Below are 23,591 nucleotides of genomic sequence, written 5' to 3'. Positions count from 1 at the left end.
CTCACTACTTTTAACTTAGTTCCGCATGGGTCAATTCCGAGCGGGGCTATTTTTTTTCCAACTTTTATACCATTGATCCTTCTATAAAACATGATATACTGCTAGAGTAAAGATTACAAAGTTGTAACCAGACGCGTTCACACCAAGGCATTTATACAACAAGGAGATGACGAAATGAAGAATATGTTGAAAAAAACACTGGTGATGGGAAGTCTAAGCGCCATTTTATCCGCAGGATTCATCGTTCCGGCATCAGCTTCACCAGCTGACGATTTGACTGCCCAACTGCAACAATGGTTTCAAAATAACGGATATACCGTCAATATGTCCAACGGGACGACTACAATAACAAAGACCGTAATTAAGGATGGTTCTGAAAAGGACAAGGCTAAAAACAAAACAGCAAATCCTTCATCCGGTAAACAAGCAACAACCAAACAGGGTAGCCAAAAGGCTTCGCAGTCTAGTAACAAGCAACAGACCCAAAAACAAAGCACAAACTCAGGCGCGGGCCAGTCAGCAGGATCGGATGCACAACTGAGCAAGTCCCAATTTGCAGCTGAGGTTGTAAAGCTTGTAAATAACGAGCGCAGCCAAAAAGGTCTGAAGCCCCTCGCATCGAATGCGAAGCTTACAGAAGTAGCCTTAGTCAAGGCGAAGGATATGAGTACGAACAATTACTTTTCCCATACATCTCCGACCTATGGTTCACCATTTGATATGATGAAAAAATTCGGTGTAACTTATACGTATGCGGGTGAGAATATTGCCATGGGACAACAAACACCACAAGAAGTGATGAAAGCCTGGATGAACAGCCAGGGACACCGTGAGAATATTTTGAAGGCAGAATATACACAAATTGGTGTGGCTTACTACAATGGATATTGGGTACAAGAGTTCACACGTAACTAAGATGATCGTAAATACGTTCATAACGTCATGTCGCTGCTACGAAAAGATAGTGACGTGACGTTAATCTGGAGACCCGCTGACACGTTCAGCGGGTCTTTTGGTGTCTCTTATTCCTCCAGTGGCATAACCATTGCTTTATACCAGAAAAGACATAAGGGACGTATTTATAGTATGATATCAGCAAGTTGAATGGATTGCAGACTACTTATGGAAAGCCAGGTGAACAAATGAGCTACGAAATCGTGCATGAAGGTGCCTTTGCTATGCTCAAGGTGCAGTTGAACCCCGGAGAAATGATTAAAGCGGAAATGGGAGCGATGGTTTCCATGTCTTCCAGTGTAGATATAAAGGGGACGGTAGACGGTGGACTGTTACGTGGTTTAGGCAGAATGCTGAGCGGAGAAAAATTCTTTTTTCAAGAACTGAGGGCAGCCCGGGGATCGGCTGAGGTGTTATTAGCCCCTGCCAGTATAGGTGATGTACAAGCGGTGGAACTGGATGGCACGTATAGACTGTTGGTCCAAAAGGACGGTTTTCTGGCTTGCACGGAAGGTATTGAGGTAAGCACCAAAATGCAAAACCTGATGAAAGGTTTATTCTCCGGTGAAGGTTTTTTTATCGTAGAAATCAGTGGTCGAGGTACGGTATTCCTGTCCTCTTATGGAGCCATTCATCCCATTTACATCGCGCCAGGAGAGGAGCGTATTATTGATAATGCTCATCTGGTGGCATGGCCGGATTATATGGATTATAAAATTGAAAAGGCATCTAAAGGCTGGTTGTCCAGCGTAACGAGTGGAGAAGCGCTTGTATGCCGCTTTCGCGGTGAAGGGACGGTACTGATTCAAAGTCGAAATCCAGGCAGTTTTGGACAATGGATCAAAAGTTTCATCCCTGATAGTAAATAGTTTGGTTCGTCTGATTAGAGTTGAGAGGATAAACTATTCGCACAAGAAAGTATAATATAAGGGTGGCCATTTGCCATCCTTTTTTTGCATGTTCATGGGAAATTATGTGTGACTCTAAGCATTTATTGCGCTTTTATTCCGAACGGTTTATTTGCAAAATGATATGAGAAGCCTTATGTTTATTTCACTAAGCTATCAGGAGGGAACACGAGTGAATTCATCAAAATGGATTTGGCGGTCTGTCGGTTCCGTTTCCATTGCCGCCACATTGCTATTATTGTACGGATTTATTACAGCAGTACAAAGTATCACGGCTCCAGAGCCAATGGTTAGCACTCAACCTGTGCATTCCGGTTCATCGCAGACACAAACTGCGCCATCCGCTACAAATCAGACGGGAGAGTTTCGGGTAGCTGCCATTGGAGATTCGCTAGCCAAAGGCACAGGGGATGACTCCGGAAGTGGTTTTGTGCGTCGGTCGGTGAGCTTGTTAAATAATCAGGAAGGCCATAAGGCTCAGCTCATAAATAATCTGGGGATTAATGGACTGACGACTCAAGGACTATTGACCAAGCTGGATGAGCCTGGTGTTTCTTATGTGTTGAAAAAGGCTAACGTCATTATTGTCTCGATTGGCGGAAATGATTTATTTCAGGGGGCTCAGGCTGCCCAAACTGGCAAAGAGCCACCTACACTCAGTGGTTTGCGTAAAGCTGTGCCTGATGCCGCCAAACGTCTGCAAAAAGTGCTGACAAAGGTAGGGAAAATCAATCCGAATGCTAAAATTATCTATGTCGGATTATATAATCCATTCAGTGATCTGCAGGAAATGAAAATTCCCGGTAATCTTGTGGTCACAGAATGGAATCTGGCTGCCATGGCAATTACCAACCAAAACAGCAATATGACGCTGGTTCCAACTTTCGATTTGTTCCAGCAAAATTTGCCCGTCTATTTATCTTCCGATCATTTTCATCCAAACGGACAGGGCTATCAGGCAATCGCTGAACGTATCGCGCAAGGGTTTGCAGTTGCAACCACGAAGGATGCCGATAAAGTAGATAATGAACAACAGTCTACAAGTAGCCAACCCGCTGAAGTGAAAAAGGGAGGGAACAAGTAATGAGCATCCAATCTGCTGACAAGACCGGGGCTGGAATAACCCAAAATCCGACATCAAGGGATGCAGTGTCCAGTTTCCATTCCGCCAATCAGGTTGGCAGCGCAGGCAGAGACAGAAGCAATAACGAAACAGTTCTCTCTGTTCAGCACGTTAAGAAACGTATCAAACGCAAAATGATCATTCATGATGTAACATTCGACGTTCGTGCGGGTGAAATTTTCGGATTTCTCGGTCCTAATGGGGCTGGAAAAACGACGACTATTCGTATGCTGGTCGATTTAATTAAGCCTACGGAAGGGACGATTACTGTCTGTGGACATAATGTAAATCGTGACCCTGAGCAGGCTTTGCGGCATATTGGTTCTATTGTGGAAAATCCAGAGGTGTACAGCTACCTGACAGGGTGGGAGAATTTAGAGCATTTTGCCCGTATGCAGCCTGGTGTAGACGAGCCGCGTATCCGCGAAGTCGTTGAGCTGGTTCGGCTCGATCGCCGTATCCATGATAAAGTAAGTACGTATTCTCTCGGAATGCGCCAGCGTCTTGGTATAGCCCAAGCCTTGCTTGGTAGACCGAAATTGCTCATTTTGGATGAACCGACGAACGGGTTAGACCCCAAGGGGATCAAGGAAATGAGAGCTTTTATCCGTTTGCTAGCGGCAGAAGGCATGGCTGTATTTGTTTCCAGCCATTTGCTCAGCGAAATCCAGCTGCTATGTGATCGGGTGGCAATTATAAGTCGGGGAAAGGTGCTAGCTGTAGGTGGTGTGCGGGAATTGGTTGATACGCACTCGCACATGGCAGTATGGCAACTGGAGCCTCGTGATCAGGGTCTTGCCATATTGCAAAATTCTCCGCATGTGCAAATAATTACGAACGCCGATGAATTAATTGATGACAGCATTGTGGCAGGCAGCGGAGCCGATGCAATTTTTACAGAAATGGATGAAGAGCATATTGCGGAGCTGGTGACACAAATGACGGCTTCCGGTATTTCCGTTAAAGGTGTAACCAAAATCAACCCTACACTGGAGCAGCTATTCCTGAAAATGACGGAAGGTGAGATACTTGAATAACATTTTACCGCTCGTACAAAATGAAACACTCAAAATTATCAAGAAGAAACGATTTTATGTCATTTTGCTTGTTTTACTTGTGCTTGTGCCGATTTTTACGTACGCTCAGATGAAAGTGGCAGAAAACAATCGCGAAAAATTCGGCAATGATTGGCGGCTCGAACTGCGTCAGGCGATTACCGATAATCAAAACTCGCTGGGAAGTGACCGGGTTCCCGAGGAATGGAAGACCTACCGTCGGGTCTTTGTGCAGCAGATGCAATATTATTTGGAAAATGATGTGAATCCTAATGAGCCGAGTGGTGTCACCTTTACCAGAGAGTTTATGGATAATTCCATTAATCTGTTCGTTCCGCTGTTGATTATGGCCATTGCCTCCGACTTGGTTTCTGGAGAACGGACGACAGGCACGATAAAAATGTTGCTGACTCGCCCAGTCAGGCGGTGGAAAATACTGCTGAGCAAGCTGCTGACATTGTATATGTTCGTCTCGCTCATCATTTTAGCTGTATTTGTAATTAGCTATCTGATATCAGGCTTGTTTTTTGGTTTTCGCGGTTTTAATGTTCCGGTATTTACCGGATTTCAAATTGTTGGATCGACGGTGGATTTGTCTGCTGTACACGCGATTCCACAATGGCATTATCTGATGCTGCAAGCCGGATTGATCTGGTTCGTCAGTCTTGTGGTAGCTTCGTTAGCCTTCATGGTATCTGTCCTGGTACGAAGTACGGCGGCAAGTATCGTGGTCATGATGGCTGCACTTATTTCGGGCACTATTTTGACAAACATGGCTTCATCTTGGCAGAGTGCTAAATATTTATTTATGGTTAACCTCGAATTAACCGATTATTTATCTGGAAGCCCCGCCCCCATTGAGGGAATGACCTTACCCTTTTCTTTAGCTGTACTGGGCATTTGGGGGGCTGCGGCATTGATTGTTTCATTCGCCGTCTTTACGAAACGGGATATATTGAATTAAAATGGACAAGGTAAAAGAAAACATCTGTTTGCATTTTTGGTGAAAATCATCAAGAATAAGGCAAAACACGGTTACGATTAGACAAAGGGGGAGCATGAATGGTCGACAAAATCGACTTGTCTGCGGGAGTGTCCGGCACACAAAGCGGAGCTTCGGAATATGGCGCGGACGACATTCAAGTGCTCGAAGGGCTTGTGGCAGTTCGCAAACGGCCGGGCATGTACATCGGGAGCACCAGTTCTTCGGGGCTGCATCATTTGGTATGGGAAATTGTAGACAACGCGGTGGATGAACATCTCGCCAAGTTTTGCTCTCGCATTGATATTACAATGCATAAGGACGGTTCCGTTACAGTATCAGACAACGGGCGCGGTATTCCTACGGGAATGCACAAAACGGGAATTCCTACGCCTCAGGTTGTATTCACCATTTTGCACGCCGGAGGTAAGTTTGGCGGTTCGGGATATAAAAAATCCGGGGGTCTGCACGGTGTAGGTGCGTCTGTAACGAACGCTCTTTCGGAATGGCTTGAAGTAGAAATTTACCGGGACGGCAAGATTCACCGTCAGCGGTTTGAATATTGGCAGGACAAGAAGGGCGTGGAGCATGTCGGGGAACCGACCACAGGCCTTGAAGTGCTGGGCAATACTAACAAGACGGGCTCGAAAATTACATTTAAACCGGATATTCGTGTTTTTCAGGCAGGCATTCATTTTAACTACGATACGTTGGCTGAGCGCCTTCAGGAAATTGCTTTTCTAAATTCGGGCCTTCGTATTCAACTTAAAGACGAACGCAGCGGAAAGTCAGATGAGTATTTTTATGAGGGTGGCGCAAGTCAGTTTGTTGCTTTTCTGAATGAGGGCAAGGATGTGCTGCATGACGTTATTCACTTTAATGCCGAGAAAGAAGACATTGAAGTAGAGATTGCCATCCAGTACAATGCGGGTTATACAGAGACGATCGCTTCGTTCGTTAACTCCATTCCGACACGTGGCGGAGGTACGCATGAAACGGGATTCAAAACCGCTTACACTCGTGTCATGAACGACTATGCCCGGAAAACGGTGATGTTGAAAGAAAAGGATAAAAACTTGGAGGGCAACGATCTACGTGAGGGCATGATGGCTGTAATCAGTGTCAAGATGGCTGAGGTTGAATTTGTCGGCCAGACAAAGGATCAGCTGGGAAGCGCTTCGGCACGGAGTACAGTGGATGCCATCGTATCTGAGCAGATGCAGCGTTTTTTGGAAGAAAATCCGCAGATAGCACAAACTTTGATCAAGAAGGCAGTTCAAGCATCCAGAGCGCGTGAAGCTGCACGTAAAGCTCGGGATGAAATGCGTTCCGGCAAAAAACGCAGTGAAAGTTCCAATTTGAATGGTAAATTGTCGCCTGCGCAGTCCAAGGATTTTACACGTAATGAGTTGTTTATTGTGGAAGGCGATTCGGCTGGAGGATCAGCCAAGCAGGGACGGGATTCCAAAATTCAGGCCATATTGCCGCTAAAGGGCAAGCCGATGAATCCGGAAAAATCCAAACTGGCGGATATTATGAAGAATGATGAGTACCGTGCTATTACAGCAGCTATTGGTGCGGGAGTAGGAACAGAGTTTTCGCTGGAAGACAGCAATTATTCCAAAATCATCATTATGACCGATGCAGATACAGATGGTGCGCACATTCAAGTGCTGTTGTTGACGTTCTTTTATCGGTACATGAAAGAGCTTATTGATGCAGGACGCATATTTATTGCTCAACCGCCATTGTATAAAATAACTCGAAAGTCGGGTAAGCTCGAAACGGTGCGTTATGCTTGGACTGACGAGCAGCTTGATAATTATTTAAAAGAATTTGGACGAAATTTTGAGCTTCAGCGCTATAAAGGACTTGGGGAAATGAACCCTGATCAGTTATGGGAAACAACGATGAATCCCGATTCACGCACCTTGCTACGCGTTCAGATAGAGGATGCAGCCAAGGCTGAACGCAGGGTGTCCACTTTGATGGGTGATAAGGTGGATCCGCGCAAGCGCTGGATCGTGGAAAACGTAGATTTTACGGAATACGTAGAGTAGTGCTATCAAAAGAGGTGTATACATGAGCTTATCGGAGCAGTTTTTGCCAGCTTTTCTGGAGGAAGTGGTCGGTGACCGCTTTGGCCGATATTCCAAATATATTATTCAGGATCGGGCGATACCCGACGTACGGGACGGATTAAAACCCGTACAACGTCGTATTCTTTATGCAATGTACGATTCGGGCAATACGCCGGATAAAGCATATCGTAAATCGGCCAAAACCGTTGGGGACGTTATGGGTAATTACCACCCCCACGGTGACTCGTCGATATACGACGGCATGGTACGGATGGCGCAGCCTTGGAAAATGAGTCACGTGCTGGTGGACGGTCACGGTAACTGGGGCTCCCAGGATGATGATCCGGCGGCAGCTATGCGTTATACGGAGGCTCGCTTGTCTCCGATCGCAATGGAAATGCTGCGCGATATTGAAAAGCGTACGGTTTTGTTCAAGGACAATTTTGATAACTCGGCCAAAGAGCCCGTTGTGTTGCCGTCTCGTTATCCAAATTTGTTGGTGAACGGTTCCAGTGGGATCTCGGCGGGATTTGCGACAGAGATCCCTACACATAGTTTACGCGAAGTTATTGATGCCAGCATTGCGGTGATGGAAAAGCCAGAGATTGAGCTGGAAGAGATTATGACCTTTATCAAAGGTCCTGATTTCCCGACTGGCGGACTCATTATGGGTGGCGAAGGCATCAAGGACGCTTACCGTACGGGAAAAGGACGTATTTATATTCGTTCCAAAACGGAAATTCAGTCCTTGCGCGGAGGTAAGCAGCAGCTAGTCATTACCGAAATCCCATACCAGATCGTCAAATCAAGGCTCGTAACCGCCATGGAGAATATCCGTCTGGAGAAAAAGGTGGAAGGGATTGCCGAGGTTCGTGACGAAAGCGGACGAAATGGTTTGCGCATTGTTGTGGAGCTGAAGAAGGAAGCCGATGCGGAAGGGATTTTAGCTTATTTGCTGAAAAAAACCGACCTACAGGTGGCATATAACTTCAACATGGTAGCTATTGTGAACAAAGCGCCACATCAGCTTGGGCTAAAGTCCATTTTGGAAGCGTATATCGCCCATCAACGCGAAGTTGTCACTCACCGTATCCAGTATGAACTGGAAAAGGCAGAGGATCGTGCCCATGTGCTGGAAGGTTTGGTCAAGGCGCTGAACATTCTGGATGAGGTCATCGCAGCCATTAAAGCTTCCAAAAATCGCCAGGACGCGCAAAATAATTTGCAATGGATGTTTGGTTTTAGCGAACGTCAGGCAGATTCTATTTTGACTTTGCAGTTGTACCGTCTCACCAATCTGGAAATCACCACGCTTGAAAAAGAACTGGGTGACATCCAGAAAAAAATCGCGCAATATCGTTCTATTCTGGAAAGTGATCGCAAGCTGATCAGCCTGATTCGCAAGGAACTGTTGGAAATTCGCGAAAAGTACGGCATTGACCGTCGTTCAGATATCCAGGGCGAGGTAGAAGAGATTAAGGTGAACCTGGAAGTCATGGTGGGAGCAGAGGATGTGCTGCTGACACTCTCGAAAGATGGCTATGTGAAACGCACAAGTATGTTGTCATTCACTCGTTCAGGCGGGGAACGTTCAAGTTCTGGTGTTAAAGAAGGGGATTACGTTACCCAATTGCTTGATGTGAATACGCTGGACATATTGCTCGTCTTCACCCAGCGTGGACAATACTTTTTATTGCCTGTACATCAGGTGCCAGAGTATAAGTGGAAAGAGCCGGGCACACCAATTGTCAACGTTATTCCGTTATCGAAGGAAGATCGTATCGTAAGTGTTATTCCGCTCAAAAACATCGAGGAAATAGGAAAAAGCCTGGTATTTGTAACAAAGAAGGGCCAAGTAAAGCGTACAGAATTAAAAGAATATGCTACAAAACGTTCCAGTGCCGTAGCCGCCTGCAAAGTAGCAGGGGACGATGAGGTGTTATCGGTAACGTTAAGCGAGGGTACCCGGGATATTATGCTGATTACCCGCGCGGGTATGAGTATACGCTTCAAGGAGCAAGAGGTTAATGCGATGGGGCGCGTCTCGGCTGGTGTCAAAGGTATACAGCTAGCCGAAGGCGATGAAATTATCGCGGCGTTGTGGGTAGAAGAGGATGAAGGAGAAGTGTTGGTGCTGACCGAGTCCGGTTATGGTAAGCGTACGCTTCTGCTGGATTATCCTACACAGGGAAGAGGCGGCAAAGGTATCACCACCTTTGAGTTCAAGGAAGGCAAACGAGTACGTTCGAATGGAACTCGAATCGTGGCTGCCTTCTATTGCCGTGAAGCTGTTCAATTATTTGCAATCACAGCAGAAGGACAAACGATGTCCTTCCTTTCGGAAAAGGCTCCTTTGACCGACCGAAAGGATACAGGCAAGCTGCTAGCTCCAGTGGAGAAGAAGGACGAAATTGTGAATGTGCTGCTGCGTAGTGAGCCGCAAGCTTCTCAGTCCATAGAATAATAGGAAAGTCAAGCGCTTTTTAGCTCGAAAAAGAGAGGTCCTCTCGTGCCATTCCGGCACGAATGAGGACCTTTTTGCCGTCATGCTGTCGAACCCTGACCAGCCTTCAAAACCGAGGTGAGACTTCCTTCCCCTTTTCATTTCGTGCTCCAAAAACGGCAGGAAACCGGGGCTGAATGGCGAAAATTTAATGTGATGAAATACAATCCGGACGGTGGCCCATACGGTAACTTTGATGCTTTTACTGACCCTGTTATTTAAAGGAGTGAGGCAAAATGCAAACGACCGAATTTGCGAAAATCTGGTCCAGAATGGCTAAGGATTATAAGGTTCATATGGAGCAGCAGCTGGCTCCATCACTAACGGAAGCTCAACTTACGGTGCTGGAGGTTTTGAACGAATACGGCCGTATGAAACCGTCTCAACTAATCCCATATCTCGCCACCACACCAGCCGCGGTTACGATGCTGCTGGATCGGATGGAGCGGAATCGACTGGTCACCCGTTTCAGAGACGTAAAGGACCGTAGAATTGTATGGATTGTCATTTCGGATCAAGGGAGAGAAGAAGTAGAGCGTGGATTGCGAATCCGGGATGATTTTCTGGGTTCTGCACTAAACCGAATTTCTCAGCACAATCAAAATTTGCTGGTTTATTTGTTGGGGAAAATTACAACGAAGGCGAAAACTTCAGTAATGACAAGTGAGGCTGAGGGAGTAAAGGAACCAATAGAGCGAGCAGAATAACTAGAATGGCGGCTACATGAAAAGTAGCTGTACGCAGCAGATTATCATTTTAAGGTAAGTAGGAGTGCGCGGATGTAAATACCTATCGTGGTATTCATACCGCGCTTTTTTGTGTTGAAGTATAGGTGATATTTGGGTGAATGTTGACATTTACATAAGAGATGATAAAATAATAGTTATGAATAAATAACATTTCGTATGCAAATAGTTTCTAGTATATGTATATGTATATGGATTGTCAATTGGATATTAGAAAGAAGGATGGTTCCAGTGAGTGATAGAGAGGAAGACAGACTTGAGGTGTACCGGATTATTCAATCGGTAAGGGAGGTTAACAAAACGATATTTTATTCCTTCTGGAATGAGGAGCAGCATTTGGATCTGACGGCCATTCAGCATATGGCTTTGGCAATTCTGAATAAACGCCCCAACATCGGATTATCCGAGCTGGCAGACATAGCGCATGTGGGAAGCAGCTCTATGAGTGGGGTAGTTGACCGCTTGACCAAGGCGGGATATATTGCTCGCGGACGGCATGAGCATGACCGTAGATCCTTAGTGCTGACGCTTACGCCGGAAGGAAAAGATATCATGCAAAAAGTAGACGCCATGTGGATGGAGCGCGTCTTGCCCATTCTGGACATCCCGAAGGAGCAGCTAGAGATGGTTCTGGATATCCATAAACAAATGATCATGAAATTAACACCGAAGGGAATGAATCAACTTGAGCAGTCCTCAAATGACACTACGAGGTAATGTACGCAGAGCACCCATTGTGGCCGCTCTGTTGATTGGCGCGATTGTAGCGATATTAAATCAGACGTTGATCAGTGTGGCTTTACCGAAAATGATGAGTGATTTGAATATAGATGCCAATATAGCTCAGTGGCTTAGTACGGGCTTTATGCTCGTGAATGGGGTATTGATCCCGGTGACCGCGTTCTTGATTGCCCGTTTCTCCACTCGTAAATTGTTTATTAGCGCGATGACTATTTTTTCAATAGGCACGCTGTTATGTGCTGTAGCTCCAAGCTTCAGCATATTGCTGATCGGTCGGCTTATTCAGGCCGCGGGAGCAGGTATCATGATGCCCTTAATGATGGTGGTTATCTTGAACATCTACCCAATAGAGCGTCGTGGCCGGGCGATGGGAACCTTGGGGATTGCGATGGGTTTTGCTCCAGCCATTGGGCCAACCTTATCCGGTTATATAGTACAGCATTATGACTGGCGGGTTTTGTTCTGGATCATCCTGCCGATTTCAGTGATTTCGATTGTGATCGGATTTATTTTTCTGAAAAATGTAACGGAGCAGTCCAAGCCAAAGCTGGACATTCCCGGCATCATTTTGTCTACGCTCGGTTTCGGTGGAATATTATACGGCTTTAGTGATGCAGGAACATCGGGTTGGGGAAGTATTCCGGTCCTGTCTACGCTTATCGTTGGGACTATTGCGCTTATTTTGTTTATTGTTCGCCAACTGAAGGCAGATGAGCCTATGCTGGAGTTCCGTATCTTTAAATACGATGTGTACAGCTTGACGACAATCATTAACGTGATTGTGACGATGGCTTTGTACGCCGGTATGATATTGCTTCCGATTTATTTGCAAAATATTCGGGGTTTTACACCGCTCCAGTCCGGTATGCTAATGTTACCGGGAGCGATTCTGATGGGGCTCATGTCTCCTGTAACGGGGGCTATTTTTGACCGAATCGGAGCACGCTGGTTGTCTGTAATTGGCTTGCTGATCATGGCTATAACGACTTGGGAATTTACACGGTTGACCGAAACAACCACCTATATGACACTGTTAATCAATTATACGGTGCGGATGTTCGGGATGTCGTTGCTGATGATGCCGATCCAAACAGCCGGGTTGAATCAGCTTCCGCAACGATTGAATGCACATGGTACGGCGATGAGTAACACGCTGCGTATGATTTCTGGCTCGATTGGGACGGCAATTCTGGTGACAGTGATGTCAACACAGAGCAGCAACCGTTTGACATCGATTGTTACATCTGAGGGACTGACCGTGACGGATAAAGCGGGGATGCTGGCTGCAGGCAACCAAGCTACAATTTATGGGATTAACTCGGCTTTTATCATTGCAACAGTGTTGAGTGTGGCCGCTCTGATTTTAGCGTTTTTCATCAAAAATACGAATGCACAAAACGCCCATCCCCGTCAACAGCTGGTAAACAGCAAGAAGGGACAGTCCGTGGCTTCCTCGTCATAAAAGGATGAGATGACGCATTAATTTAATTTTCTGCAAAAAAAGAACCTGCAATGCATGTTTGTTTACATGCGTTGCAGGTTCTTTGTGCAAATGGGGTTGAAGATGTTGATATCCAGATAGGGCAGGGCTTTCCGGTTCAAATTTCAGACGTAATCATGTTCTCATAAAGCGACCGGGGCCATTCATTCCATGGAAATTGGACTGGAGGTAACGAGTGAAATCTCATATCGTCCTTGCTAACCGGATGCGGTGCTCCAGCGAGTAAGGACCAGAGCGCGAGCTGTTGACCGGGCCGGCTCAGATTACCGCCATATTTTTGGTCACCGTAGAGGGGACAGCCGATCGCCTGCATTTGCACACGAATTTGGTGTGAGCGTCCGGTGTGCAACTTAATCTGCACGAGACTGAGTCCATCTGCTTGTCCGATCATGCGGTACTCCAAAATGGCTTCCTTCGCACCAGCCGTGCCAGGCCGAACCGCTTGAACCGTGTTGGTACGGCTATCCTTTAGCAGATAATGGGTTAGACGGCCCTGTGGGGCCGTAGGAACGCCATTCAGAACTGCTGTATACAGTTTGTGAAAATGACGACTTCGAACCGACTCAGACAGGCGAGAAGCAGCTTTGGACGTCTTAGCAAAAATCATGGCTCCACCTACAGGCCGATCCAGTCTGTGAATTAAACCCAAAAAAACGTTACCAGGCTTATTGTGTCTAATTTTTAGATCTTCCTTGAGTAAAGACAACAGATCAGGATCACCACTGGCATCCTCTTGCGTTGGAACATTGACAGGCTTTACAACCGCCAAAACATGATTGTCCTCATAGAGGACAGGAATATTCGGCTGTGCATGCTCATGCCGGGTAAGTTCATTTTGAGTCATAAGAGGAATTTAAGCCTCCCAGCGTCCGAGAATACCACAAGGCAAATTCAATCCCGAGCGTGTGATCGGCAATCCAATTTCACCAGCGCTAATTTGGCCGCCGTACTTTTGTTGCATGGTCATGCTCAGCATGTTGCGCAATACAGTAGGCGAAATACCTGTAGTATAAGAGTTAATCAGCATGAACAGCGGTTGATCTGAAATAATGCTCATGCAGGATTCGAGAAACGGGTATAAGCTTTCTTCAAGCTTCCAAGTTTCTCCGTTTGGTCCGCGTCCGTAAGAAGGAGGGTCCATAATAATGGCATCATAACGGTTGCCCCGACGTTGTTCTCGTTGCACGAACTTGAATACGTCGTCCGTAATGAAGCGTACCGGACGGTCAGCCAGACCGGACAATTGAACGTTTTCCTTTGCCCACTGCACCATGCCTTTGGCGGCATCCACGTGAACTACACTAGCTCCAGCATACGCAGCAGCAGTCGTGGCTCCTCCCGTGTATGCAAACAGGTTCAGTACGGAAATTGGTCTGCCTGCGCCTTTGATTTTATCCATCATCCAGCTCCAGTTCGCTGCTTGCTCTGGAAAAAGACCGGTATGCTTGAAGCTGGTCGGTTTAATGTGGAATTTAAGCGGTCCATAGCTAATTGTCCAGCGCTCGGGGATAGGTTTTTTCATATCCCAGTTGCCACCACCGGAGGAACTACGGTGGTAATGTCCATGAACATTACGCCATTCGGCTGTTTCCTGGGCCAAAGGCCATATGATTTGCGGATCGGGACGACGCAGGACAATATCACCCCAACGTTCCAGTTTTTCACCACCGCCTGTATCCATTACTTCATAGTCTTTCCATTCTTGTGCTACATACATGTACAATCCATCCTTCAGCAGTCAATTCAGGATTCAGGCAGCAAGCTGCACAGAAATCCCCATATGGAGTCTATTGTACAACAAACCTCAGCAACAATCGAATGATTACATAAATAAGTAAGTAGTCAAATGGTCCAAAATATTTTTTCTAGGATGCACTTGTAATTATAGCGCTTCCATATTAAAATGAAATCAATCCCACTTGTACGTACAACCATCCGTTTTTTATCATAATAATGAAAGACGGAATGGATTGTACGTACATAATATTTTTTATCAACACAGCTGAAGTTCCACTTAATTAAACACAAACTGCCTAAACTGCCTGTAGCCAGCGTTTTGTGGTAGACGAAGCCTTCGTTCGAAGCTTCTGCCGAAGCGTGGATTCATGTTGGCGGAGCGCATTATAAGGTAATGACCTATGTTGTAACTAATAATTTGTTTATCCATAGAGTTTATCTGCCAACAGCCGCATGTAATGCGGCTGTTTTGCGTATATTTCCATAAGATTAAACCTAGTTTTTGAAATTAACATTTGACAATGAGAATCATTATCAAATATTATTTGAGTAACAGGGAGTGAAAGCATCCCATATTTCAAATAAAGGTGAGGGATGAACTTGGGTAAAATCATGATTGCTTATGCCAGTTTGACAGGTAATACAGAGGAAATCGCGGAATTGATCGCCGAGGGCGTCCGTCAGGCAGGGCACGAGGCGGAGTTGAAGGCTTCGTATGATTGCAGCGCGCAAGAACTGCTCGCATATGACGGGTTCCTACTGGGTGTATATACATGGGGAGATGGTGAGCTTCCTGATGAATTTTTGGATTTTTACGAGGAACTAGACGAGCTTGATTTGTCTGGTAAAAAGACCGCAGTATTTGGCAGTGGAGATACATCTTATACGCAATTCTGTGGCGCAGTGGACTTGGTAGAGGAAAAAGTCAAAGAACGCGGCGCATCGGTCATTCAGGAGAGTCTGAAGATTGAATTTAATCCATTGGATGATGATAAGGAGAATTGCCGAGCTTACGGAAGACAATTTGCACAGGCGGGTATTGGGGTGTCCTGAGAAGAGAGTGAGGGATAGGTATGCGCAATAGCGATGGCTTAAGCGCCTTTCCTCTTCTGCACGACTATCAGCTTGAGGAGATGTGGAGAACTCCACAGCCAATTCGTCAATCACAGAGGAAAAGAGGGCGTGAGGGTTGGAATTGGCGGCAACGGGTTCAATATGCAATAGGGCATGCGCTGAACGAATACTTTGGAATGGAAGTAGAGGTGCGGCGGGAAGTCCCTGTCCAGTATGTGCTGGAGAAATGGTGGCCCAAGCAGTCAGACAGCTTTGAATCTTTGTTCCATTATTGGGATGTCAAAAATAAAGTGTCAGGTGAGTTGTCAAAAATTTGTGGCTTAAATAATGACTTGCTGGTACCTGTAATGCTGTATGAACAATTTTGTACGTCTGTGCCTGAGTTAGAGGTCAATATTTCGCTTATTGTTCAGGCTGCTTGGCAACTATCAGCAGAAGCAGATTCCCTGCTCATTCAAAAGTACATCGTTGACTATAACCCTAACGTTATTAGTACGTTCCAACATATGACAAATGTATTTTGTTATTATGCATTTGGAGCTCTTCCTCAGCTTATTGAGGTATATTGTCTGCTAGAAGGCAAGAAGGTCCGTTTCATTCCGGGACCTTCTTCTTTACAGCAATCTCTGGATTACGTGCTGCTATTACGGGATTCCAAAGAGGATGTACATGGGACAACAGAACGCTGCCGTTGCGGGGGTTGCATGGAAAAGCAAGCTTCTCAAGGGAATAGAATGAATAGGAACACGAAGGAAGGGCAGGGGGCGAAAAACTGCAAACAACGGTCAGCTGTACCTACGCCTTTCTCATAACGTTACTGTGTAACCCTTTAATTGTAAACTATCCCTTTTCGTGAAAGAGCCTTGGAAACAAGGCTCTTTTTTATGAAAAAAAATTATGAAAAAACTGAAAATTTATGTTGCCTGAATAGATAAATATATCTATAATATTTCAATGTACAATAGTTATATGAAAATATTTAAATATAAAAAGACGGTTTGTGGATCATGGATCAGATTGTCCTATGTACATAAAGTTAGTCCTGTCTTTTGCATGGAATGTTGCCATGTGTTTATTTACGTTCTCTATTTGGTTTAATGGCCTAATATTTCAATTTTAAAATATTAGCGTTGAATAATAAAATTTTTTGGACAACAGGGGTGGAAGAAGTGAGTAAGAAAACTGTATTGCCAATCCTCATTGTACTGCTCATTCTGAGCGGTGGAGCTATTGGCTACTATTATTGGTATCAGGCAACACACTTTGTTAAAAGTGACGATGCGCGCATTCAAGCCGATCAATATAAGGTAATGCCGCAAATCTCCGGAGAAATTAGCCACATTGATGTGGAAGAAGGAGATGTTGTTCAGCGTAACGAACCGATTGCCGAGCAGGATGTATCGGGGCTGGATGCGAGTATGATCAGCAAGTCCGTACTGCGCGCGCCGATCAACGGAACCGTTATTAAGATTTATTCGAAAGAGCATGAAATCGGATCGCCGGGTAGTGCTGTTGCAACTATGGTGGATATGAACAGCTTGTACGTATCCACGAACATTGAAGAAACCGATATTAACCGTATTAAACCAGGACAGCTTGTTGATATTACGCTTGATGCAGCAGGTGACCAGGTGATTCAGGGTAAAGTTCGTAAAGTGGGCGAAGCCTCCAACGCCGTGTTCTCACTCGTTCCTGCAGTGAACACAAGTGGTAACTTTAACAAGGTGACTCAGCGTGTGCCTGTAGAGATTGCTGTGAACAAGCCGAAGGATATGAAGCTTATCCCTGGAACGAACGTGGAAGTAAAAATTCATACACCTTAAAAAGGAGGGGTCCATGTGGCTGCCAATGATATTGCTGCTGCTCCTTCGACAGATTCTTCCAAAGAACGCTGGCTTGCCTTTTTCGCTATCGTTTTAGGCGCCTTTGTCGCCATTCTGAACAACAGTCTGATCAATGTCGCCATTCCTAGATTGACGACGGATTTAGGATCTACGACGACACGTATTCAGTGGGTTATTACAGGTTACACGCTTGCATCTGGTGTAATTGTACCGATTACCGGATATATGGAGCAGCGCCTCGGATACAAAAAGTTTTTGATTCTTGCGCTCAGCGTGTTTTCGCTGGGAACGGGAATATGTATTTTTGCATGGAGTGATTCTTCCCTGATCGCAGCACGGGTGCTGGCTGGTCTGGGCGGTGGTGTTATTATGCCGCTGAGTATGACGATTATTTACAAAATTATGCCGCGTGAACAAATCGGTATGTCCCTTGGTATATGGGGGATCGCCGCAATGGCAGCGCCGGCTGTAGGGCCTACGCTCAGCGGATATTTAATTGAGTGGTTTAACTGGCGGTTCTTGTTTATTGTCAGTGTGCCAGTTGCTTTATTTGCAATTTTAATGGTTATTCTTCTAATCAAAGAACCGCCTAAAGTAGAGCCGAAGCCGTTTGATCTACCGGGCTTTTTGCTGGCCGCAACTTGTGCCGGAACACTTTTGTACGCACTGACAAACGGACAGCGTGATGGCTGGACTTCTTTTGGAATTGTATCCTTGCTGTTTGTTGCTTTCTGGGCACTTGTTTTTCTGATCTATGTAGAAAGCGGCAAGGATAATGCGGTAATTGAAATCTCATTATTCAAGAATTCAAAATATACGATTAGTGTCATTGCTTCCAGTCTGGTCATGATGGGGATGTACGGAGGAACGTTCCTAACACCGTTGTTTTTGCAAAATATCCAGCGTGTGTCACCGATTGATACCGGTATTATCCTCATTCCACAGGCCATTGCCATGGCGGCTATGATGCCTATTGCCGGGAAGCTGTTCGATAAGTTCGGCATTGTGCCTTTGGGACTTGTGGGCCTGACGCTAACCAGCTTTATGACCTATCATCTTCACCAGCTTACGCCAGATACTTCGCATGCCTGGTTGGAAACCGTAATGGCATTACGGGGTCTGGGAATTGGTATTTGCATGATGCCATTGTCCACGGTCGGCATGAATGCCGTTCATCCTAGCAAGGTAGCCAATGCGTCTACAGCGTCCAATCTGGTACGTACTGTGGCTGCATCTATGGCGATTGCGGTGCTAACCGCCATTATGCAAAGCCGTTCGGCTGCTCATGCCCAGCAAATTTCGGAGTCCATTACACCAGACTCGGCTCATACGCTACAAGCGACATTGGGCAGCTCATGGATGTCATCCATAAGTAGTTTAATCACACTGGATGCTACATCAAGAGGAATTGGGGATACGTTCCTCATTTCATCCATACCGCTGTTTTGCACGATTCCACTAATCTTTTTGTTTATTCAGAGGAAGAAAGCAAAGACACAGCCGGAAGCATAACCAAAGAACTATAAAATACGACTGGATGGCTTACATTATTTCCACGGACAGAAAGAAAGGGAATTATCATGAAAATATTGAGAGTAGAAAGTACATTAGCGGCTTTAGTGCTCGGCGGCGCAGTGCTGGCAGGCTGCTCCAGTAATAGCGGGGCGGCTCAGGATATGGTCGTTCCGGTTAAAATCAGCCAAGCACAGCAGGGAATTATCGGACAGGGAAATATTTATACAGGAACCGTAACACCTTCGGAGACGGTGAACATCGTGCCTAAAGTGGGCGGCAAAGTGGTTGAACTGCCTGTGGATATTGGCACCGAGGTTAAAAAGGGTCAAGTACTGTTCAAGCTTGATGATAAGGACATGCGGAATAATGTTGCGAAAGCCCGCGCCGCAGCAGCTGCGGCAGCAGCCGGAGTAAGCACCGCTCAAGCATCCCACGAATCTACGATGGTTCAAGCAAACTCGGGCTTAGTGCAGTCCAAGAGCGGCGTGATTCAATCCCAAAGCGCAATCAATCAGGCACAGGGGGCTATTAATCAAGCCACTACAGCCGTAGAACAAGCAACACATGGTGTCTCCTCGGCAGCTAATACGGTGAAACAAACGCAGCAAGCTTTGGCAGATGCACAGAAAAATGTAACACGCACACAAAGTCTATTTGATGCAGGTGCGAGTACCCAAGCACAATTAGAACAAGCCAAAACAGCAGTTGTGAATGCGGAAGCGGCTTACAATAATGCACAAAATGCTCAGGCTAATGCGCAAGATCAGTTGGTAGCTGCGCAGAAGGCCCTAACTACAGCTCGCAACAGCTATGATTCAGCAAAAAATAGCTATAGTAATGCCAATAGCGGTTACAGTAATGCGCAAAATCAGCTCAAAGTATCTCAAAATACTGCGGTTATCGAGTCCAGCCAACAATCTTTTAAGCAGGCTCAGCTGAATGTGAACATTGCTCAGGATGCATTGGATGACACCGTTGTTACATCACCGATCAATGGTATTGTGGGTACGAAAAATGCAGAAGTGGGCGAAATGGTATCCGCTCAGTCTCCTGCACTGGTCATCGCTAATCTGAGTACAGTCAATACTTTGATCTATGTTCCAGCGGAACAGATCAACAATGTAAAAGCAGGTGACAAGGTACAGGTTCGTGTTGCAGCTTCCAACATTGTAACAACAGGTACAGTTAAAAATGTAAGCCCGTTGGATGCAAGTGGAAAAGGCTATCCTGTAAAAATCTCAGTAGCGAATCCAGACACGAAACTGAAATCCGGTATGTTGGCTGATATCAGCTTTGTCGCTGCCAATGCACAAGAAGGCATTGTGGTTCCTACTGCGGCAGTTCAAAAGGATCAAGGTAAAGAATATGTATATGTTGTAAACGGAGACCATGCGAAACGTAAGGAAGTGAAGACTGTTCAGACGGCAGGTTCCCAAACACTCGTTACCAGTGGTTTGAGCAATGAGGAGAATGTGATCGTGAATAATCTGGCATTGCTGTCCGATAACTCACCGATTACAATTAGCCAATAATTTGGCTCTAAACTCACGTACTATATAATAGTAGAAGTTTATTGTGAATATGCAAGACAGCCTGCTTAGCGGGCTGTCTTGTTTTTATTTCATTGAGCACATTTTACATAGGATTGATGTCGAAGCGGGACTATTTTTGACGAACATTGGTAGAATAGGATAGACTAAATTGGAAATAGATAGTTTACGAGATCTCAGACAAGCGATCGGAGGAATTGTAAGATGGAAGTGAAATTGGTAGTGGATTATGAAGCTTATGAGAATGGCCAAACGATGGCTAAATCTATTGAGGAACTGGCAGCCAAGCCGGAGAGCGCGCAAATTACTGATCTCATCATTGGAGATTGGGGCGGCGCCTATGAAAGTTCACCAGAGGATTTTATCCCAGTGTTAGTGAAGCTCAAAGATCAATTCCCTAAGATACGCAAACTGTTTATTGGTGATATGGAATATGATGAGTGTGAGGTTTCATGGATTAACCAGACGAATCTGTCCCCGTTGTTAGAAGCGTTTCCAGCATTGGAGTCCTTTCATATCAAAGGAAGCCAGGACCTGAGCTTGGAGCCGCTTCGTCATAGCCATCTTCAGGAATTGGTTATTATCTGTGGTGGCCTGCCTGCGAGGGTTCTTCAGCAAATACGTAATGCCGAACTGCCTGAACTGCGCAAGCTGGAACTGTATTTGGGTGTCGAGGACTATGGTTTTGACAGTAACCTCAATGATATTTTGCCGTTCTTGGACAGCAATCCTTTTCCCAAACTTACATACTTGGGACTCAAAGATAGTGAAATACAGGATGAAATTGCAATTGCAGCAGCTAATGCCCCTGTGATTGGACAGCTGGAAGTGCTGGATCTCTCACAAGGTACGTTGTCTGATAAAGGTGCAGAAGCGCTGCTGGCTAGTGAAAGTATAAAAGGGCTGAAGCATCTGGATTTGAGCTATCATTATATGTCTAGTGAAATGATGCAACGTTGGAAAAGCTCGGGTCTATCTGTGAACGTGGAAGATCAACAAGAAGCGGATGAGGAAGATGATTGGCGCTATCCATCACTGACTGAGTAATTTGTTAAATGGATTTCTAAAACGGACTGTTTTCAAAATTAAAATGATCTAAAGTGAGGCGGCTCTATGGTTAGGATGTCAGACTGTAATGTCAGCGAGCCGTTTATCTTGTTCGGTAATCCGGGGAATCGTCGAACTACCGGGCTGCAGGAGGCGCGAAGCAGATTAAAGCTTCCGCCCGCTCTGGAGGTTTCCTATAAGAATGTGCTGGAAGCTATTCGGCAGAAACAAGGTCTGAGCGAGCTGATGTTGCGAATAGCTGCACGAGCTACGCAGGATAGCGTGAATGGCAGTTCTTTTGTGCAAGAGAGCATTGATCAGTTACTGGCGGGGCAGATGGACAGTGGTCCGCTGCTTCGTCTGGATGCACCGGGCGAAAACTTTGAGGTAGAGCGTGAGTTGATTGCTCTGGGCGCCTCGGATGTTGAGGGAGACGATTCTCTGTTGCCATGGCCCGAATGGACACAAGGCACAGGTATAGCGGCGGCAGAAGCGCGACGTCTGCAGGAGCAGCACGGTCGTATTTGGCACCCGGCACAATGGTTCCGGGGCTATTGCCGTCTGCTGGCCTGGCTGCGGGATGAAGTGCCTCTGCTCTGGCCCTCGTCACACTGGATGAATGATCCGGCGGAAGTGGCCGTAATGTTCGACAAACGGCGTTGTAGCACCGATTTAGGCAAGGTAGACATAAGGGTCCCGCCAGTACTTGCATCTTCAGGTGGTGCATTTCGTGATGTTGATGATCTGCACACGGCAATGAAGGAGAGCGGGTTTCACCGCGTATTTGTGAAAATATTTTGTGGGTCCGGTGCTTCTGGTGTCATGGCCTATCAGGTACATCCCCATACACACGCGGAACTGGCGGTGACCACGATTGGAACGGAAATCATACACGGACAGCGCGTGTATTATAATGCCGGACGATTACGTCGTTATACGAATAAGCAGGACATTCATGCTATCCTTAACTGGCTATGCCTGGAAGGGGTACATGTGGAGCGCTGGATTCCCAAAGCGACCCTGAACGGGCGTGTTTATGATGTGCGTCAACTCGTGTGCGGATCAGAAGCTTGCCATGCGGTTTTGCGTTTGAGCCACAGCCCCATTACCAATTTGCATTTGCGTAATGAGCGGCTCTCGCTGAAGGAAGCCGGATTACCACAGAGTACGGTGGAATCGGTCCAGCTTACTGCGAAAGCTGCTATGAGTGTTTTTCCGGCGTCCATGGTCGCTGGGCTGGATGTGCTGGTTCCGGCTCATGGGGGTCGTCCCTATGTGTTGGATGTTAATCCGTTCGGTGATTTGCTGTACCGGGTTGAACATCAGGGTTGGAATCCGTATGAATGGGAAATGCAGCACCTCGCTAATAGGAGCGTGGTTAGGGAAAGGAAAGACAGATATGACTGATATGAACCAAATTGTCGGCTCTCATGATATTGTCATGATTACGCTGGATACCCTGCGTTATGATGTAGCAAAGCTGGAGGAAGAGAATTGTCCGAATTTGTGCGGCTCCGGCTCGTGGGAAAAACGCCATACACCGGGTAGCTTTACCTATGCTGCACATCATGCTTTTTTTGGCGGATTTTTGCCGACTCCGGCGAATACGGATAAGACTTCACATATCCGACTGTTTCACACAAAGGATACGGGACTGCGTACGCATCCACATACCTGGCTGTTCGATGCCCCGGATATTGTGTCCGGGCTAGAGGGTGAAGGTTATCGGACCATCTGTATCGGCGGCGTTATTTTTTTCACGAAGAAAAATAAGCTTGCCAAGGTGCTGCCTGGATATTTTCAAGAAAGCTACTGGCGTATGAACTTTGGCGTTACCAACCCCCGTTCGACGGAGAATCAGGTGAATCATGCTCTGAAACTGTTGGGGAATACAGACCCGTCGCAGCGCTTGTTTTTGTTTCTGAATGTATCAGCGATTCATGGGCCTAATCATTATTTTGTGAAGGGCTCTGCTAAAGATTCAGTGGAGTCTCAACGGGCTGCCTTGCGGTATGTGGATGGTGAACTTGGACGTTTGTTTGATGCCTTACGAAATCGGGGCAAAACGTTTTGTATGGCTTTTTCCGATCATGGTACAGCTTATGGGGAAGACGGCTATGAAGGACATCGTCTGGCGCATGAGGTAGTCTGGAATGTGCCTTACCGCGAATTTATATTATAGAGCAAATAGAAATATAGATTGCACTGGTAAAATATCAAGAAATCAATC

Annotated in this window: 20 protein-coding genes and 1 pseudogene; 19 read left to right on the top strand and 2 right to left on the bottom strand. The window is 46.1% G+C overall.

Features of this window, described 5'->3' with window-relative positions; all coding sequences use genetic code 11:
- Positions 1–174: 174 nt before the first annotated feature.
- The 10 genes from ACUUJN_RS15365 (at position 175) to ACUUJN_RS15320 (ending at position 12,555) form a co-directional block, all read left to right on the top strand.
- A complete protein-coding gene (locus ACUUJN_RS15365) occupies positions 175–915 on the top strand; it encodes a CAP domain-containing protein (RefSeq protein ID WP_028540689.1) in 741 nt (246 codons plus the stop codon).
- Between the two features lie 227 nt (positions 916–1,142).
- Entirely contained in the window at positions 1,143–1,823 is a 681-nt protein-coding gene (locus tag ACUUJN_RS15360; protein ID WP_023989075.1) for a TIGR00266 family protein, read from the top strand.
- 175 nt (positions 1,824–1,998) lie between these two features.
- Entirely contained in the window at positions 1,999–2,946 is a 948-nt protein-coding gene (locus tag ACUUJN_RS15355) for a GDSL-type esterase/lipase family protein (protein WP_053325635.1), read from the top strand.
- Entirely contained in the window at positions 2,946–4,022 is a 1,077-nt protein-coding gene (locus ACUUJN_RS15350; RefSeq protein WP_053325634.1) for an ABC transporter ATP-binding protein, read from the top strand. Before ACUUJN_RS15355 ends, ACUUJN_RS15350 begins: the two co-directional genes overlap by 1 nt.
- The gene (locus ACUUJN_RS15345; RefSeq protein WP_023989072.1) at positions 4,015–5,004 is read left to right on the top strand and encodes an ABC transporter permease; all 990 of its coding nucleotides are present in this window, start codon (positions 4,015–4,017) and stop codon (positions 5,002–5,004) included. Before ACUUJN_RS15350 ends, ACUUJN_RS15345 begins: the two co-directional genes overlap by 8 nt.
- A gap of 98 nt (positions 5,005–5,102) precedes the next feature.
- A complete protein-coding gene (parE, locus tag ACUUJN_RS15340; protein ID WP_028540692.1) occupies positions 5,103–7,082 on the top strand; it encodes a DNA topoisomerase IV subunit B in 1,980 nt (659 codons plus the stop codon).
- 22 nt (positions 7,083–7,104) lie between these two features.
- A complete protein-coding gene (gene gyrA / locus ACUUJN_RS15335; RefSeq protein WP_013310616.1) occupies positions 7,105–9,567 on the top strand; it encodes a DNA gyrase subunit A in 2,463 nt (820 codons plus the stop codon).
- Between the two features lie 275 nt (positions 9,568–9,842).
- Entirely contained in the window at positions 9,843–10,313 is a 471-nt protein-coding gene (locus ACUUJN_RS15330) for a MarR family winged helix-turn-helix transcriptional regulator (RefSeq protein WP_013310615.1), read from the top strand.
- A 270-nt stretch (positions 10,314–10,583) separates the two neighbouring features.
- The gene (locus ACUUJN_RS15325) at positions 10,584–11,069 is read left to right on the top strand and encodes a MarR family winged helix-turn-helix transcriptional regulator (RefSeq protein WP_023989070.1); all 486 of its coding nucleotides are present in this window, start codon (positions 10,584–10,586) and stop codon (positions 11,067–11,069) included.
- A complete protein-coding gene (locus tag ACUUJN_RS15320; protein WP_069079739.1) occupies positions 11,053–12,555 on the top strand; it encodes a DHA2 family efflux MFS transporter permease subunit in 1,503 nt (500 codons plus the stop codon). Before ACUUJN_RS15325 ends, ACUUJN_RS15320 begins: the two co-directional genes overlap by 17 nt.
- Before the next feature lie 136 nt (positions 12,556–12,691).
- On the opposite strand, the gene ACUUJN_RS15315 is transcribed toward ACUUJN_RS15320, so the two are convergent.
- Together ACUUJN_RS15315 and ACUUJN_RS15310 are read right to left on the bottom strand one after the other, a co-directional pair.
- Complete coding sequence (locus ACUUJN_RS15315) at positions 12,692–13,438, bottom strand: RluA family pseudouridine synthase (RefSeq protein ID WP_484668687.1); 747 nt, start codon at positions 13,436–13,438, stop codon at positions 12,692–12,694.
- Positions 13,439–13,447: 9 nt separating this feature from the next.
- A complete protein-coding gene (locus ACUUJN_RS15310; protein ID WP_028540694.1) occupies positions 13,448–14,311 on the bottom strand; it encodes a class I SAM-dependent methyltransferase in 864 nt (287 codons plus the stop codon).
- A gap of 363 nt (positions 14,312–14,674) precedes the next feature.
- On the opposite strand from ACUUJN_RS15310, the pseudogene ACUUJN_RS15305 reads away from it, so the two are divergent.
- The 9 genes and pseudogenes from ACUUJN_RS15305 to ACUUJN_RS15265 all read left to right on the top strand — a co-directional run.
- Positions 14,675–14,818 (top strand): annotated as a pseudogene (locus ACUUJN_RS15305) (hypothetical protein); the annotation flags it as partial.
- Between the two features lie 107 nt (positions 14,819–14,925).
- Positions 14,926–15,384: a flavodoxin gene (locus ACUUJN_RS15300; RefSeq protein ID WP_034095047.1), complete on the top strand. Its 459-nt coding sequence runs from the start codon at positions 14,926–14,928 to the stop codon at positions 15,382–15,384.
- Between the two features lie 20 nt (positions 15,385–15,404).
- Positions 15,405–16,217, top strand: coding sequence for a hypothetical protein (locus ACUUJN_RS15295; protein ID WP_028540695.1), 813 nt, complete (start codon positions 15,405–15,407; stop codon positions 16,215–16,217).
- 357 nt (positions 16,218–16,574) lie between these two features.
- Complete coding sequence (locus ACUUJN_RS15290) at positions 16,575–17,228, top strand: HlyD family secretion protein (RefSeq protein ID WP_023989065.1); 654 nt, start codon at positions 16,575–16,577, stop codon at positions 17,226–17,228.
- A 15-nt stretch (positions 17,229–17,243) separates the two neighbouring features.
- Entirely contained in the window at positions 17,244–18,761 is a 1,518-nt protein-coding gene (locus ACUUJN_RS15285; RefSeq protein ID WP_023989064.1) for a DHA2 family efflux MFS transporter permease subunit, read from the top strand.
- A 68-nt stretch (positions 18,762–18,829) separates the two neighbouring features.
- Complete coding sequence (locus tag ACUUJN_RS15280) at positions 18,830–20,296, top strand: efflux RND transporter periplasmic adaptor subunit (RefSeq protein WP_023989063.1); 1,467 nt, start codon at positions 18,830–18,832, stop codon at positions 20,294–20,296.
- Between the two features lie 222 nt (positions 20,297–20,518).
- Entirely contained in the window at positions 20,519–21,361 is an 843-nt protein-coding gene (locus tag ACUUJN_RS15275; RefSeq protein ID WP_338532493.1) for an STM4015 family protein, read from the top strand.
- Positions 21,362–21,427: 66 nt separating this feature from the next.
- Positions 21,428–22,768 (top strand): STM4014 family protein, encoded by a 1,341-nt coding sequence (locus tag ACUUJN_RS15270; RefSeq protein WP_484668686.1) that lies wholly within the window; start codon positions 21,428–21,430, stop codon positions 22,766–22,768.
- Positions 22,761–23,543: an STM4013/SEN3800 family hydrolase gene (locus ACUUJN_RS15265; RefSeq protein ID WP_069079737.1), complete on the top strand. Its 783-nt coding sequence runs from the start codon at positions 22,761–22,763 to the stop codon at positions 23,541–23,543. Before ACUUJN_RS15270 ends, ACUUJN_RS15265 begins: the two co-directional genes overlap by 8 nt.
- Positions 23,544–23,591 lie beyond the last annotated feature (48 nt).

Source organism: Paenibacillus sp. LRG-1, from assembly GCF_057220305.1.
This window is presented reverse-complemented; position numbering and strand designations above follow the sequence as displayed.